This window comes from Natrinema sp. LJW11, assembly GCF_056135975.1.
In genome coordinates, this window is sequence record NZ_JBWBDM010000005.1 from 199,605 (window position 1) to 214,702 (window position 15,098).

A 15,098-nucleotide genomic window follows, 5' to 3' on the forward strand; every position below is an offset into this window, starting at 1 on the left:
GTCGAACGCGCGACGGCGACCCCGGCGGCGGTCAGTAGAAGGTCTCGCCGTTCTTGGCTTTCTCGACGAGGAGGTCACACGGCAGCGTCTCGGCGAGTTTGTCCGTATCCTCGTGTCGGCCGGCGACTTCGGTCAGTTTCTCGAGAATGATGTCGACGCCGACGTCGTCGGCTTTCTCCAGGGGGCCGACGGGCCAGTTGCCCCCGAGGCGCGCACCGGTATCGATGTCTTCGACGCTGGCGACGTCGTTTTGTACCATCTTCGCTGCCTCGTTGACGATCGGGGCCCAGACGAGGAGCGTGTCGAACCCCTGTCCCGCGTCGACCGATATCCGAGGTTCGTCGCGCTCGTCGTAGTCGTAGTACCCGGCGTCGGCCTTGCGCCCGTAGCGGCCCTTCTCGTACAGTTGGTGGAGAATGGGACACACTTCGGTGTCGTAGGCCATCGGCCGATCGTCCTCGAGGTGGTCCTGTTCCCCTTCGACGCGAATCTGGATCCCGCCGGTGAAGTCCGCGAGTTCGAACGGCCCCATCGGGAATCCCTCCTTGAACTTCATCGCGGAGTCGATCTCTTCGATGGTGTGCTCGCCGCGATAGGCCATCCACGCGGAACCCTCGCCGTAGGGTCGCATGAGTCGGTTGACGATGAACGAGGGGATGTCGATCTTGCATCGGATCGGCGTCTTGCCGAACGACTCGATGAGCGCCTCCGCGGTGTCCGCGACCCCGTCCGGGGTGTACTCGGTCATGATGACCTCGACCAGGTCCATCAACATCGGCGGGTTGAACCAGTGAGTCCCGACGACCTGTTCGGGCCGATCCGTCACTTCGGCGAGCCGGGTAATGTTGAGTCCGGACGTGTTCGTCGAGAGAACTGCGTCTTCCGGTGCGACGGCGTCGAGGTCCTCGAAGATGTCCTCCTTGACCGCCTGCTGTTCGACCGCCGCCTCGGTGACGAAGTCGGCGTCGCCGACTGCCTCCTCGAGGTCGGACGTGAACGTCAGTCGCGCCATCGCGTCGGCGATCTCCGTCTCGGACGCGGCCCCGTTCTCGACGGACTTCTCGTACGACCATTCGACCTGCTCCTTCGCCTCGGCGAGTTGGGATTCGTCGATGTCGTTGACGTACGTTTCGTACCCCGCCAGCGCGGCGACGGCGGCGATTCCACGGCCCATCTGGCCGCTGCCAATGACGGCGACGGTCTCGATGTCGTCGATATCTACGACCATACCTACGAAGTGTCGAACGGGACTAAAAAAGTGTCCCGTTTGGAGCGGTCGACCCGCCGGGGACGAAACGGAGACGAGTCCGACCGCCACCGCCGTTCGGAGAGCGGCCGTATCGACCGCCCGTGTGCTCGCAGCCGTCAACGAGCGGCCATCGTCCTCGAGGAGTTCGAGTACGTCCTCGAGAAAGGGGACACGTGTCGGATCGGCTTCCGATTCATGAAACTGGGAGGGGAGACTCGAAAGTGAAACAGTGCGTACCGGATGGCGAGACGGAGAGTCGCGAAAGTAGCCGACTAAACCGCCGAACGAGCGCAGTTCGTCGTCGAGGAACACGGGAAGGCTGTGTCCGTGTTCGGCCCGACCGGCGAACACGCCGCGCAAACCAATTCCGAGGTAGGGAAGTGTCAACCGCTTCAGTTGCTGGCCGCGGGAAAAGCGATTCTCGCGTCGCTTCCGGACGAACGCGTCGCGGAGATCATCGCGGAGTGCGGCGCTGAAGGGCGTGTCGAGCCGAACGCCACGAGATCGGGCCGTGACGGAAGGCGGCCTGCCGAGAACGGCGCTCGCCGCGACGGCTACACGACGGCCGAGACCGTGCGGGAGACGGCCGGTCGCAGCGGAGGGCCACCGAGCGGACGGCTCACAGCTGCTGGTCCCTGTCGATGATCGCGAGCGTCTGTTCGGCGAGACGCGGCACGCCGTCTTCCATCGCGGGATACAGCGGGTCGGCAGAGTTCCCCTCGAGGTAGCGCCGGAAGAACATCTCGCCGAGGCCGGCCATTTTGTACGCCGCCAACACCTGATAGAAGCGGCGGTTCTCGAACGCCACGCCCGTTCGTCGTTCGTATCTGTCCACAAGTTCGTCGCGAGTGGGATACCCGTCGCGAGCCGTGAACGTGCTCATCAGCTCGGGCATCGCGGGCTCGGGATCCGCCGGGTCGTGCCAAAAGAGCAGCATCCATCCGAGATCGGTCAGCGGATCGCCGAGCGTCGACAGTTCCCAGTCGAAGATCGCACCCAGCCGCGGCGGCACGCCCGGCTCGAAGAGGACGTTGTCGAGTTTGTAGTCCCCGTGAACCAGGGCGCGGGCGTGATCGGACGGAACGTTTTCCCGCAGCCAATCGCCCACGATCTCGAGTTCTGGAACGGCGCGCTCGGCTTCCGTCACTTCGAACGCCCACTCTAGTTGCCGGTGCCACCGGTCGACCTGTCGGTCCGTGAACCCGGTGGGGCGACCGAAGTCACCGAGTCCGACGGCCTCGTAATCTATCGCGTGGGTCCGGGCGAGCGCATCGACCAGTTCCGTGCCGATGTCGGTCCGGTGCTCGGGCGTCACGAACCGCTCGATCTCGTCGTCCCGAAGGACGTCCCCGTCCTCGCGGACCATGACGTAGAATTCGCTCCCGATCACCGAGTCGTCGGTACACGCCAGGACGGTTTCGGGAACCGGGACGGCGGTCTCCTGGAGCGCGTCGATCGTCCGGTATTCGCGGAGCACGTCGTGAGCGGTGTCCGCGGTTTCCCCGGCCGGTGGTCGGCGTATCACGAACTCGCGGTCGTCCCACTCGACGAACAGCGTTTCGTTCGAGTGGCCCTCGTCGTGGCGCAGTACCGAGAAGTGGGCGGGTTCACCGAGGGTTCCCTCGAGGTAGGTTCGTAACGCCTCCTCGTCGACGAGTCGCTCTAGATACCGGTCGTCATCTTCCATACGGATCATCGGACCTCCGTTCCGCTGTCATCGTCTGCGATACGGAAAATCCGGTTAAGTAAGTTCTGGATCAGCGAACCGCGGATCCATCGGGGCACCGTCTCGGCGAGTCGTCCGTTGCTGTCATCACCCACCGTCGGAGTTGGGTTCGTCCGTAGTATCGTCACTGGACGCTATTTGATAACGCCCTTAGTTAATCATATGATGGTTCTATAGTAAAGAATGAAAGGCGGCTAAAACCGATACCAAAACACGTTATTCAGCGACCGCTGGAATCAGCGGTACGAGCGGGACCCCACCACAAACCACTATAAACGGCCCGACCGATTCGCTTCGTATGGCAGCGACTGACGTTCTCGTGATCGGCGGGGGACCGGGCGGCTACAGTGCTGCGATCCGTGCCGCCCAGCGCGGCCGCGACGTCACGCTCGTCGATCGCGACGGAGTCGGCGGCACCTGTCTCAATCACGGCTGTATCCCCTCGAAGGCACTGTTGACCGCCTCGAACCTCGTCACCGAACTCGAGTCGGCGTCCCGGATGGGGATCTACGCGGAGCCGTTCGTCGACGTCGACGAGATGATCGGCTGGAAAGACGACGTCGTCGAGCGACTCACGGGCGGCGTCGAAACGCTCTGTGAGGCGAACGGCGTCGCGGTGCGGGAGGGAGCGGCACGTTTTACGGCGGACCACGTCGCCGAAATCGTTACTGATAACGGCTCTACGACCGATATCGAGTTCGAAAACGCGATCGTCGCGACCGGGAGCCGTCCGATGGAACTCCCCGAGTTCCCGTTCGACGCCGACCCGGTTCTGAACTCCCGGCAGGCGCTGGCGCTCGAGGGGGCGCCGCGTTCGCTGGTCGTCGTCGGTGCGGGATACATCGGGATGGAACTCTCGACGGTGTTCGCGAAGCTCGGGACGGACGTGACGGTCATCGAAATGGAAGACGACGTGTTACCGGGATACGAAACGGATCTCACCCGGGCCGTCAAGGAACGGGCGGAGTCGGTAGGCGTCGACTTCCGATTCGGTCAGGTCGCGGCTGAATGGTCCCGGTCGAACGATGGGACCGTCACCCTCTCAACGGACGGGACGAACGGGAACGGGCTCGATATGACGGCGGAGAAGCTACTCGTCGCGATCGGCCGGGAACCGGTCTCCGACACGCTCGACCTCGGGTCGGTTGGCGTGGCCCCGAACGACCGCGGGTTCCTCGAGACCGACGACCGGATGCGGACGAGTCGCGAGCACGTCTTCGCGGTCGGTGACGTGGCCGGCGAACCGATGCTCGCACACAAGGCGATCGCCGAGGGACTCGTCGCCGCGGAGGTCGCGTCGGGCGGCGACGCCGTACTTCGCGACGCCACGATCCCGACGGCGGTGTTCGTCGATCCGGAAATCGCGACCGTCGGACTGACGGAGGCGGAGGCGCGCGACGCCGGCTATTCACCGGTCGTCGGCGAGTTCTCGTTCGACGCCAGCGGCCGAGCGCTCACGCTGACGGAGACGGAGGGATTCGTCCGCGTCGTCGCCGACGGAGACGGCGGCCGACTCCTCGGTGCCCAGATCGTGGGCCCCGAAGCGTCCGAGCTGATCGGCGAACTCGGACTGGCGGTCGAAACGGAACTGACCCTCGAGGACGTCGCCGGCACCGCCCACATGCATCCGACGCTTTCGGAGGCGATCATGGAGGCCTGCGAGAACGCGCTCGGGCAGGCGATACACACGCCGAACCGCTGACCGAGGTACGGCCGTGAACCGCGTCAGGGCTCGACGAGTACTTTGATCCGGTCGCTGTCGGGATCGCGAAGGCGCTCGAACACTGATTCGGTCTCCTCGAGCGGAACGGTCCCGGTGATCATCGGTTCGGGATCGATGCGCCCGTCGGCCATGTAGTCCAGTGCGGTCGCGAACTCGGACCGGGAGACGAGGGGCCCGCCCTGAAAGCCGAACGAGCCGACGAGTTCCCGTTCCGCTTGCATGATGTCGTTGGGGTGGATCGGGACTTCCTCCTCGAAGACGCTGAGGACGACGACCCGTTCCCCGTACGCGGTGCTCCGGAGCGCGTCGGTAAGCGTCGCGGCCGTTCCGGCGCACTCGAACGAGACGTCCACCCGGTCGGTTTCCCGGGTGATCTTCTCGACGGCGTCGACGGCTGTCGGATCGATGACGACATCGGCGCCGAGCGCTTCCGCAGCCGCTCGACGGGCGGCTCGAGGTTCGCTGACGTATATCTCGCGGGCACCGGCCGCAGCGGCGCCGGCGACGACGCCGAGCCCGATCGGCCCGGCGCCGAACACCGCGACGCGATCGGTCGGCTCGAGGTCCGATCGGCGAACGCCCCGAAGCGAGACGCCGAGGGGTTCCGCGAGCGCGGCGTGGCGAAGCGATACCTCGTCCGGAACGGTGACCGCCATCGAGGCCGGGACGACGATCCGATCCGCGAATCCCCGGCTGGCGACGACGCCGCCGTCTCCCCGCTCGCAGAGGTGGTACTCGCCGGTCGCACAGTAGCGGCAGTCGTGGCAGGCGATTACCATGTTCAGCGTGACCCGATCACCGACGTCGACCTCGTCGACGTCCTCGCCGACCTCCGAAACGGTACCGGCGACCTCGTGGCCCATCGGCTTCGGCAAGTACTCGTCCCAGTCCGGTTCCGGGATCGAGTGATCGATCGCTTCGGCCCGGATCGGAACGGGACCGACCTCGTACTCGTGCAGATCGGAGCCACAGATACCCGTATATTCGATGTCGACCGCGACCGTTCCCGCCGAGACGGGGTGTCGATCGACGGCGTCGACGCGGAGGTCTCCCGGCCCGTGTAGGTATACGGCGTCCATTGTCTCGAGTTCCCATACCATGGCCGGGAACGTAAATCCACGTGTGTCACGGCCGAATCGGACGGCCCAGACGGGCTGGTCCGTCGTTGCGGCGCAATCCATATCACAGGCCGCACCGGAAACCCGTCGCTCGAGAGACCGACGAGATGGCGGTCCGGGTCGTTCCAGCGCGCCGGTTCGGTCGCGATACCGGTAACGTAACTCGAGCGGACGGCGTTCGTGACCACGTTCACCGGAACGGATAGCGGTCGCTCTAATGAACCCGTGACGGTCGGCCGGTCGCGGACGAAAGAGCTAACACGCTGATCCCGGAAAAGATGGGGCATGGGTTATCTTCCCACGATACCGGAGACGCTGTCACGGACGACGCGGAAGTACCCGGATCGGGAAGCGATCGTCTACCCCCGAAAGGACGTCCGCCTGACCTACGCCGAACTCGACGAGAGAGCGACTCGGTTCGCGAACGCGCTCCGGGAGCGCGGCGTCGAGCGCGGCGACCGCGTCTCGCTGTTGCTTCACAACTCCTCGGAGTTCGCCGTCGCGCTGTTCGGCCTCCTGCGGGCCGGCGCCGTCTTCAATCCCGTGAACTATCGCCTCGCGCCCAGCGAGGTCGGATACATCCTCGACGACTCCGAGTCGACGGTACTGATCTTCGAAGAGGCGACGCGGGACACGGTCGAACGCGGCCGCGACGACTTCGGAACGGTCGAGGAGTACGTGTACGTTGACGACGACGGCGAACGCGCGCCCGAGTACGCCGGGTTCCACGACCTGCTCGAGGGCGCGTCGACCGCGCCGCCGGCGGTCTCGGTCGACTCGACCGACCAGTACGCGATCATGTACACCAGCGGGACGACCGGCAGACCGAAGGGCGTCGTCCACTCCCATCGAGACGCGACGTATCATAACACGCTCTACGCCGGCCGGATGGGACTGGATTTCACGGACGTCGGCGTTTCCGCGATGCCGCTGTATCACAACGCCGAACTCAACTGCGGGCTACTCACCCGGATCAACCTCGGCGCGACGTCGGTGATCCTCCACGACTTCGATCCGCGACGCGCCCTCGAGGTCGTCGACGAGGAGCGCGCGACCCACCTCTTCGTGGCCTCGCGGATCTGGGGGCAACTGCTCGATGAATCGACGGAAATGTCGTCGTTCGACGGTTCGTCGCTCGAACTCGGCGTCTACGGCGCCGCCCCGATGCCGCCGTCGCTGCTCGAGGAATGCATCGAGACGTTCACGGAGGACTACGCGACGGCCTACGGGATGACCGAGATGGGGCCGTGCGCGACGTTTATCCTTCCGTTCGAGGGACGGGAACACCCGGAGAGCGTCGGGCGAGCCGCGCCGAACCACGAGGTCCGGATCGTCGAACCGACCGAGAACGAAAGTCCGGACGACCCCGTCACGCCCGAAGACACCGTCGATACCGGGGAAACGGGTGAGATCATCCTGCAGGGACCGCCGATGATGGCGGAGTACTGGAACCGACCTGAGATGACCGCGGACGCGATCCGCGACGGCTGGTTCTTCACGGGCGACGCGGGCTATCTCAACGAGGACGGCTATCTCTTCCTGGTCGACAGGATCGACGACATGATCATCAGCGGGGGCGAGAACATCTACCCGACCGACGTCGAGAACGTCCTCTACGAACGCGACGGCGTCGCCGAAGTCGCCGTGATCGGCGAGGAAGACGAGGAGTGGGGGGAACGCGTCGTCGCCCACGTCGTTCCCGAGGGCGACCTGACCGCGGACGACCTCGACGAGTTCTGTCGGAAGCACGACGACCTCGCCGCGTTCAAGCGACCGCGGCGGTACGAGTTCCGCGACGAACTCCCCAAGAACCCGAGCGGGAAGATCCAGAAGTACAAGCTCCGAGACGAGGCCGAAGCGTAGTCGGCGATGCGACGCGGGCGGTAACCGGACCGGCTGGTGACTGCGCGGCGGTCTCGAGCCCGTGTCGCGTTCGTTCCTGTACTCGATCGCCGGGTCGAACCACTCGGTCGCCGCGATGCGATAGTTCCCCTTGTCGTGCTCCGTATGGCGGCCGAGCGCGTCGAACAATTCTCTGAGTTCGGACGCGGTCTGGCACTGCATCCCCGCGGTGCCGTCGAGTACCCGCTTGAGGACTCGGACGTCGTTACCCGGCATTTGTCGGCTCTCCGCGACCGCGGAACGACGCGATTGACCGCTCTTACTCCCCACTCTTTGAGCGTCGACGGTCTTCCCCGAGAGCAGCAGTTCCGTCGCCTCGTGGCGGTTCGTCGCCCGTAAGCAAGGGACGAACCGTCGCCTCCTGTCGAGATGGCGCAGTGATACGCGACTGTAGTAACTCACCATATAATAGATGTGTAGTTGCCTCCTTCTACGGCAGGTGCCGCCGTCGGCGTATTCGATCAGTCGAAACACCTTTTTGTTTGCCCGAAGTCATTGGGTGATAATGCCACACCTAGGTCCGGACCGCGTACTGGAGCGCTTTTCGACGTTCCTGCAGGAGGACGTCCGAGCGGAGATCGACGACGAGTTCATCGACGGACAAGTCGGTTCGATGTCGAGCACGCTATCTTACCTCGCCAGCGAACTCCGTGTCAGGCGCGAGATGACTGTTCGACAACGACAGGCGCTCGTCGACGGTCTGGAAGCGGTCACCCGGAATTGCGATGACGAGACCGTCAGCGAAGCGGCCGAACGAGGGCGGGAACGGATCGCCGAGGCACAGACCGGCGATACCACCGAGCTCGAATCGGTGCTCATCGAGACGTGCAACGACGTCCTCGAGACGATCAACGAGGAACTCGCCGGGAGCGACGCGCGCGACGCGCGTGCACCGCTCTACGAGTTCCTCCGCGTTCGGGTCGACAGCCAGCTGACGATGCTCGGCCGCGACAACGACTGATCCGCGGAGTCGCGGAGGGGACGTAGCCGACCGAAGCGCCGTTTCGGTGACCGACGCGTCCGGCGTCGGACCGCTCGGTCGCGGCCGATAGCGGCTCGTTTCGGCTGGGCAGTGCGATTTCTCCGGCCACCGTAACGTATATGAAAGCAGGTGTGTATTCGGGAGGTGTACGGCATATGTACACTCTTGGCATGGACATCGGCGGCACGTTCACGGACTTCACGCTGGTCGACCGGGAGTCCGAAGGCGTCACCGTCGACAAGGAGCCGACGACGCCGGACAATCCGGCCGAAGGGGCGCTGACCGGTGCCCGTCGAATCCTCGAGGAGAACGGCGTCGCGTTCGGCGACCTCGATACGGTCATCCACGGGACGACGCTGGTCTCGAACACGCTCATCGAAAGTACCGGCGCGACGACGGGGCTGTTGACGACCGAGGGAATCCGCGATACGCTCGAGTTGCGGCGCGGCTCGCGCTACGACATGTTCGACTGGGAGATGGAGTACCCCGACCCGCTGGTGCCCCGCCAGCGCCGCCTCGAGTTGAACGAGCGGCTGAACGACGCGGGCGAAGTCGTCGAATCGCTCGACCGCGAGGAGGTCCGTGAGCGGACCCGAACGCTGGTCGAGGACCACGACGTCGACTCCGTCGCCGTCTCGCTGTTGCACTCCTACGAGTCGGACGAACACGAACGGATGGTCGCGGGCGTCATCGAGGACGAGTACCCCGACCTGAACGTCTCGCTGTCGTCGTCGGTCGTCCCCGTCATCAGGGAGTACGAGCGGACGTCGACCACCGTCATCAACGCCTACGTCGCGCCCGTGGTGGCCGACTACCTCGAGTACCTCCGCTCGGAGCTGGAATCGGAGGGGTTCGCGGGCGAGGTCTACATGATGACCTCGTCGGGCGGGATCGTCGACGTCCGGACGGCGAAGGCGGAACCGATCCGGCTCGTCGAGTCCGGACCGGCGGCGGGCGTCCTCGCCTCGCGCATCTTCGGCCAGAACCACGGTAACGACGACGTGTTCTCCTTCGACATGGGCGGCACTACCGCGAAGGGATCGATCGTTGAGGACGGCGACGTTCGGATGAAATACACCGCCGACGTCGCTCGCGTCCACCGGTTCAAGGAGGGGAGCGGCTACGACCTCGTCTCGCCGCTCATCGACCTCACCGAGATCGGTGCCGGCGGAGGGTCGATCGCCTCCGTGAACGACGTCGGCCTCGTTGAGGTCGGGCCCGAGTCGGCCGGCTCCGACCCCGGGCCGATCTGTTACAATCAGGGCGGCGAGGAGCCGACGGTGACCGACGCCTCGCTCCTGCTCGGCTACCTCAACCCCGAGAACTTCTACGGCGGACGGATGGAACTGGCGGCCGAGCGGACCGAGTCGATCTTCGACGCGGAACTCGCCGCTCCGCTCGAGGTCTCGGTGACCGAGGCCGCCTGGCGCGTGTTCGAGGTCGTCAACGAGAACATGGCCACGGCGTTTCGCCGGTACGCCGCCTCGCGCGGGATCGACACCCGCGGGCTCTCGATGACGGCGCTCGGCGGCGCGGGCCCCTCGCACGCGTTCCGCGTCGCCCGCAAGCTCGACATCGACGAGGTCGTCTGCCCGTACGGCGCGGGAGTCGGGTCCTCGATCGGGCTCACCGAAGCGCCGCGCATGTACGAGGCCAGCTCGACCAGCCAGGCCGTCCTCGAGGCGCTGACCCCCCAGGACTTCCACCGCCAGTTCGACGCGCTCCGCGGGGAAGCCGCGGCGGTCCTCGAACGGGCCGGCATCGACCCGGCCGAGACCGAGGCGTCGCTCAGTCTCGACATGCGCCACGTCGACCAGGGCCACGAGATCAAGGTCCCCCTCGAGGGCCACGGCGTCGACGACGTGACGCCCGAGGTCGCCCGCGAGGCGTTCGAGCGGACCTATCGCGAGACGTTCAACCGCGAGACCCTGGAGTTCCCCGTCGAGGTGCTCACCTACCGGCTCGAGCTCGGTGAATCCGATTCCGTCACCGAGACCGCACAGCTCGCCGTTCCCGAGGGCGGGAGCGACGAACCGGACAGCCGCGACGTCTACTTCGGCCCGGACCACGGGACGATCGCGACCGACGTCTACCGCTGGGACGGCCTCGCGGCGGGGCAAACGATGGACGGTCCCGTCGTCGTCGAGGCCGACCAGACGACGGTGGTCGCCGACCCCGCCTCGAGCGTCAGCGTGGCCGACAACTACGACATCACCATCGAACTATGAGCGAGACCGACGACACCGCGACGGCCGATTCGACCGGGCTAGAGACGCAAGTGCTGTGGAACAGGCTTCAGGCGACCGCAGACGAAATGTACGACGCCGCCGAGCGGCTGGCGTACTCCTTCTCCATCCGAGAGGGGGCCGACGCCTCCACGGCGGTCATGACGGCCGACGGCGACGCGATCGGCCTCTCCGACCAGTCCGTTCCCGTCCTCTCGGGGGCGCTTTCCCGAACGACGCGGCTCGTCCTCGAGGACCACTTCCCGCCGGAGACGCTGGAGCCGGGCGATACGATCGTCACGAACGATCCCTGGATCGGCGGCGGCCACCTGTCGGACGTGGTCGTCCTGAATCCGGTCTTTCACGACGGCGACCTCGTCAGCATCGTGGGCAGTCTCGGGCACACGGACGACGTGGGGGGCAACCGCGGCGGCTGGTCGACCGACGCCGAACAGGTCTACGAGGAAGGACTGTTGCTCCCGCCGACGAAGCTCTACGAGGCCGGCGAGCGAAACGACGCGGTCGACGCCATCATCCGGAGCAACGTCCGCATCCCCCATCAGGCCCTCGGCGACCTCGAGGCGTTACGGTCGGGGAACACGGTCGGGGAGGAACGGATTCGCGAAATCGTCGACGAACGGGGCCCCGAGACGTTCGACCGCGTCGCCGCCGAAGTCATCGATCGGACCGAGCGCGCGCTGCGTGAGCGACTCGCCGACCTGCCCGACGGGACCTACGAGGACGCGATCGAGTTCACCGTCGCCGACCACGACCTCGAGATCCGCGTCGCCGTGACGATCGACGGCGACGCCCTCGAGGTCGACTTCGACGGGACGTCGCCGCAGGTCGAGGGCGGGATCAACTGTCCGTTCGGGAACATCGTCACGATCACCGAGTACATCGTGAAGTGCATGCTCGTCCCCGACCTGCCGAACGCGGAGGGGTTCTTCCGACCGATCGAGGTGACCGCGCCCGAGGGGTCGATCCTCAACTGCGACCGGCCGGCGGCGACGATGGGACGACACCTCATCTACTCGCGGGCGGAGGACGCGCTCATCCGCGCGCTGGGGCAGGTCGTCCCCGAATCGGCGCTCTCCGAGATGGCGGGGATTCAGCTCGCGCCGTTTTCGGGCGCCGACGAGAACGGCGACGAGTTCATCGCCGTCGGCGGGACGGCCGGCGGCATGCCGCCGAGCGCCGACAAGGACGGCATCCCCGGCGTCTACTTCCCGTACAACGGACAGAACACGCCGATCGAGATGTTCGAACGGTACAGTCCCCTCCGCTGGGAGGAGACGTCGCTCGTCCCCGACAGCGAGGGCGCGGGGGAACACCGGTCCGGCCCGGCGATGCGAACGTCGTACTACAACCCGACGGACGGACCGGTCTACTTCGCGCTCACCTCCGGACGAGCCGACGACGACCCGGCGGGCTTTCGCGGCGGTCGCCCCGGCAAGCGAGCGACCACCGCCTCCTCGACGGACGACAAACCCGTCCCGCCGAACGGACCCGGGGTGCTCGAGTCCGGCGAGACGCTGACCCTCGTCTCCGCGACCCCGGGCGGCTTCGGCGACCCCGAGGACCGCGATCGGGAGGCCATCGAAGCCGACGTCGAGCGGGGGCTGATCACCGAAGAACGCGCCCGCGACGTCTACGGCTACGAGCCCGACGAGTCATGAACTTCGGCGGGTTCGTCGCGACCGATTCGGTCGCCGACGCGACCGAGTACGCCCGCGCGCTCGAGCGCTGGGGCTGGGACGCCCTCTGGGCGATCGACTCCCAGCAGCTCTACACCGACCTCTACGTCACGCTCACGGCGTGTGCGAGGGCGACCGACGATCTGACGCTCGCGCCCGGGATCACCAATCCCAAGAGCAGGCATCCCTCCGTGACGGCGAACGCGGTCGCCTCGCTGGACCAGGTCGCCGACGGCCGGACGGTGGTGGGAATCGGCGCCGGCGACAGCGCCGTCTATTCGATCGGCCGACGACCGGCCGCCGTCGACGAACTGGCCGCGAGCGCCGAGAAAGTCCGGGGGCTGCTCCGCGGTGACGAAGTCGCGTTCGGCGGCGAACCGTTCCGGCTCGAGTCGCGCCGGCGCGACGTTCCGGTCTACGTCGCCGCCGAGGGACCCCAGACGCTTCGAATGGCCGGCGAAGTGGCCGACGGCGTCATTTTCGGCGGCGGGCCGAAGCCGGGGACGGTCGAGGAACTCGGCATAGCGAACATCCGAGAGGGTGCCGAACGAGCCGGACGGTCGATCGACGACCTCGACATCGTGACGCTCACGCCGACCTGCGTCGCGGAGACTCGAGCGGAGGCGGTCGAGAAGCTCAAACCGGTCATCGAACCGATCGCCTACCACAATTTCACGTTCTCCGTCGCGGAAGCACCCGACGAGGTGCAAACTGATCTCCGCGCGCTCGTCGACGCTCACGACATGCAGGAACACGGCGACGAGGAGGCGGCCGCGCTGGACGACATCGGCGACGAGGTGTGGGAGTATCTCGGCGACCGCTTCGCGATCGCGGGGCCGCCCGAGACGTGTCGAGAGCGCTTGCGAGCGCTCGCAGACCTCGGCGTCGATCACGTCATGTGCCTGTTCCCGCCCGATAGAACCGCGGAGAACGAGCGGTTCCACGAGGCCGTCCTCGCGGGCTCCGATCTCGGCCCCTGAGAGCGACCCCCTGGGATTCCGTTTCGTCGCGCCTGCGCGCTACACGGCGTCGAACGCCCGACCGGGGTACTCGAGGTACTCGGCGAGCCGATCGAGGAACGCGCCGGAGTCGGCACCGTCGAGGACCCGATGGTCGATCGTCAGGCTGAACGTCATCCCGCGCTCGAATTCGACGTCGCCGTCGCGCTCGACGGCCATCGGCTTGCGGCGGCCGAGCGCGAGGATCGCGACCTGGGGCGGATTGATGATCGAGTAGGAGACGTCCATGTCGAAGACCCCGACGTTGGTGACGGTGAACGTTCCCCCCTGAAGATCCGACGGCGCGTGTTCGTTCTCGAGAACCGCCTCGACGAGCCTGCGCCGTTCCGACGCCAGGTCGTCGAGGCCGCGGTTCGGCGCGTCGTCGATCACCGGCACCACGAGGCCCTTCTCGCTGTCGACCGCGTAGCCGACGTTGACCTCGTCGATGAGCCGGTGTTCCCCGTCCTCGAAGTGGGCGTTGAACTCGGGAAGGTCCTCGAGCGTTCGGCCGACGAAGTGAAGGACGAGGTCGTTCAGTGAGACGTCGACGCCGTTCTCCTGCAGTCGGTCCGTGACTTCCTCGAGCCGTTCGATGCCGATCTCGCGCGTCCCCATGACGTGGGGTTTCTCTCGAGCGCTCTCGCTCAGCCGCTCCGCGATCGTTTTCCGCGCGCCGGTGAGTTCCCGCGAGTCGGTCACGGTGAGTCCGTCATCGGTCGACTCGCCGTTCGCGGCCGCCGACGCGTCGGTCCCGTCGTCACCGCCACCGCTCGCGAACGCGGCCACGTCGTCCTCGGTGATCGCCCCCTGCGGGCCCGTCCCGTCGACCCTCGACAGTTCGATTCCGTCTTCCTCTGCGCGGCGCTTCGCTCGCGGCGTCGCCTTGACGTCCGTCGTCGACCCGGCGTCGGACTCGTCGTCGTCACCTATCGGTGCTCCGTCGCCGCTCTCGAGGTGATCCTCGATATCGCGCTCGGTGACCGCCCCCTGGGGTCCCGTCCCCTCGATCGCCGTCAGGTCGACGTCCGCCTCGTTTGCGCGGCGCTTGGCCCGCGGCGTCGCCTTGACGTCCGCGGCCGACGTACCGCCGTTGGCCGCTTCCTCGCCGGCGGTGCCATCACCCGATGCGGTCGCCGACCCGTCCGCGCTCGACGACCGGTCGTCGCCCCCGCCGTCCTCGAGTGCCGCCAGCGACGGCGCCGACTCCCCCTCCTCGCCGATCACCGCGAGCGGTTTCCCCACCTCGATGGCGATCTCCTCGCCTTGCTCGACGTACTGCGCGAGCAAGACCCCGCTCGCCGGCGTCTCGATCTCGGCGCTTGCCTTCTCGGACTCGAGGACGGCGACGACGTCCCCCGCCTCGACGCGCTCGCCCGTATCGACCTCCCAAGCGACGAGATCGCCGTAATCACTCAGCCCGAGCTTCGGGATCCTTACTACGTCTACCATATTTGGTACCTTGGTCCACCCTTCTA

General features: G+C 66.5%; 10 protein-coding genes. 6 read left to right on the plus strand and 4 right to left on the minus strand.

Annotated elements, in window-relative coordinates; translation table 11 throughout:
* Positions 1-31 precede the first annotated feature (31 nt).
* A complete protein-coding gene (locus tag AC0QDI_RS15130) occupies positions 32-1,228 on the minus strand; it encodes a 3-hydroxyacyl-CoA dehydrogenase (RefSeq protein ID WP_474669575.1) in 1,197 nt (398 codons plus the stop codon).
* A 640-nt stretch (positions 1,229-1,868) separates the two neighbouring features.
* Positions 1,869-2,936, minus strand: a complete 1,068-nt coding sequence (locus tag AC0QDI_RS15135) for a phosphotransferase family protein (protein WP_474669577.1) — start codon at positions 2,934-2,936, stop codon at positions 1,869-1,871.
* Between the two features lie 337 nt (positions 2,937-3,273).
* Between AC0QDI_RS15135 and lpdA the strand changes: the two genes are divergently transcribed.
* Complete coding sequence (lpdA, locus tag AC0QDI_RS15140) at positions 3,274-4,677, plus strand: dihydrolipoyl dehydrogenase (protein ID WP_474669579.1); 1,404 nt, start codon at positions 3,274-3,276, stop codon at positions 4,675-4,677.
* Between the two features lie 23 nt (positions 4,678-4,700).
* Here the strand turns inward: lpdA and AC0QDI_RS15145 are convergent, their stop codons facing one another.
* Complete coding sequence (locus AC0QDI_RS15145) at positions 4,701-5,777, minus strand: zinc-binding dehydrogenase (RefSeq protein WP_474669581.1); 1,077 nt, start codon at positions 5,775-5,777, stop codon at positions 4,701-4,703.
* Positions 5,778-6,101: 324 nt separating this feature from the next.
* Here AC0QDI_RS15145 and AC0QDI_RS15150 point away from each other — a divergent pair, with 324 nt between their 5' ends.
* The 5 genes from AC0QDI_RS15150 to AC0QDI_RS15170 all read left to right on the plus strand — a co-directional run bounded on the left by AC0QDI_RS15150 (position 6,102) and on the right by AC0QDI_RS15170 (position 13,602).
* On the plus strand, positions 6,102-7,679 hold the full coding sequence (locus tag AC0QDI_RS15150; protein ID WP_474669583.1) for a long-chain-fatty-acid--CoA ligase: 1,578 nt from the start codon (positions 6,102-6,104) through the stop codon (positions 7,677-7,679).
* A 544-nt stretch (positions 7,680-8,223) separates the two neighbouring features.
* The gene (locus AC0QDI_RS15155; RefSeq protein WP_474669585.1) at positions 8,224-8,679 is read left to right on the plus strand and encodes a hypothetical protein; all 456 of its coding nucleotides are present in this window, start codon (positions 8,224-8,226) and stop codon (positions 8,677-8,679) included.
* 176 nt (positions 8,680-8,855) lie between these two features.
* Positions 8,856-10,928, plus strand: a complete 2,073-nt coding sequence (locus AC0QDI_RS15160) for a hydantoinase/oxoprolinase family protein (RefSeq protein ID WP_474669587.1) — start codon at positions 8,856-8,858, stop codon at positions 10,926-10,928.
* Positions 10,925-12,604, plus strand: coding sequence for a hydantoinase B/oxoprolinase family protein (locus AC0QDI_RS15165; RefSeq protein WP_474669589.1), 1,680 nt, complete (start codon positions 10,925-10,927; stop codon positions 12,602-12,604). Before AC0QDI_RS15160 ends, AC0QDI_RS15165 begins: the two co-directional genes overlap by 4 nt.
* Positions 12,601-13,602, plus strand: a complete 1,002-nt coding sequence (locus tag AC0QDI_RS15170; protein ID WP_474669591.1) for an LLM class flavin-dependent oxidoreductase — start codon at positions 12,601-12,603, stop codon at positions 13,600-13,602. Before AC0QDI_RS15165 ends, AC0QDI_RS15170 begins: the two co-directional genes overlap by 4 nt.
* Positions 13,603-13,641: 39 nt before the next feature.
* On the opposite strand, the gene AC0QDI_RS15175 is transcribed toward AC0QDI_RS15170, so the two are convergent.
* Positions 13,642-15,072: a dihydrolipoamide acetyltransferase family protein gene (locus AC0QDI_RS15175; RefSeq protein ID WP_474669593.1), complete on the minus strand. Its 1,431-nt coding sequence runs from the start codon at positions 15,070-15,072 to the stop codon at positions 13,642-13,644.
* Between the last annotated feature and the right edge of the window lie 26 nt (positions 15,073-15,098).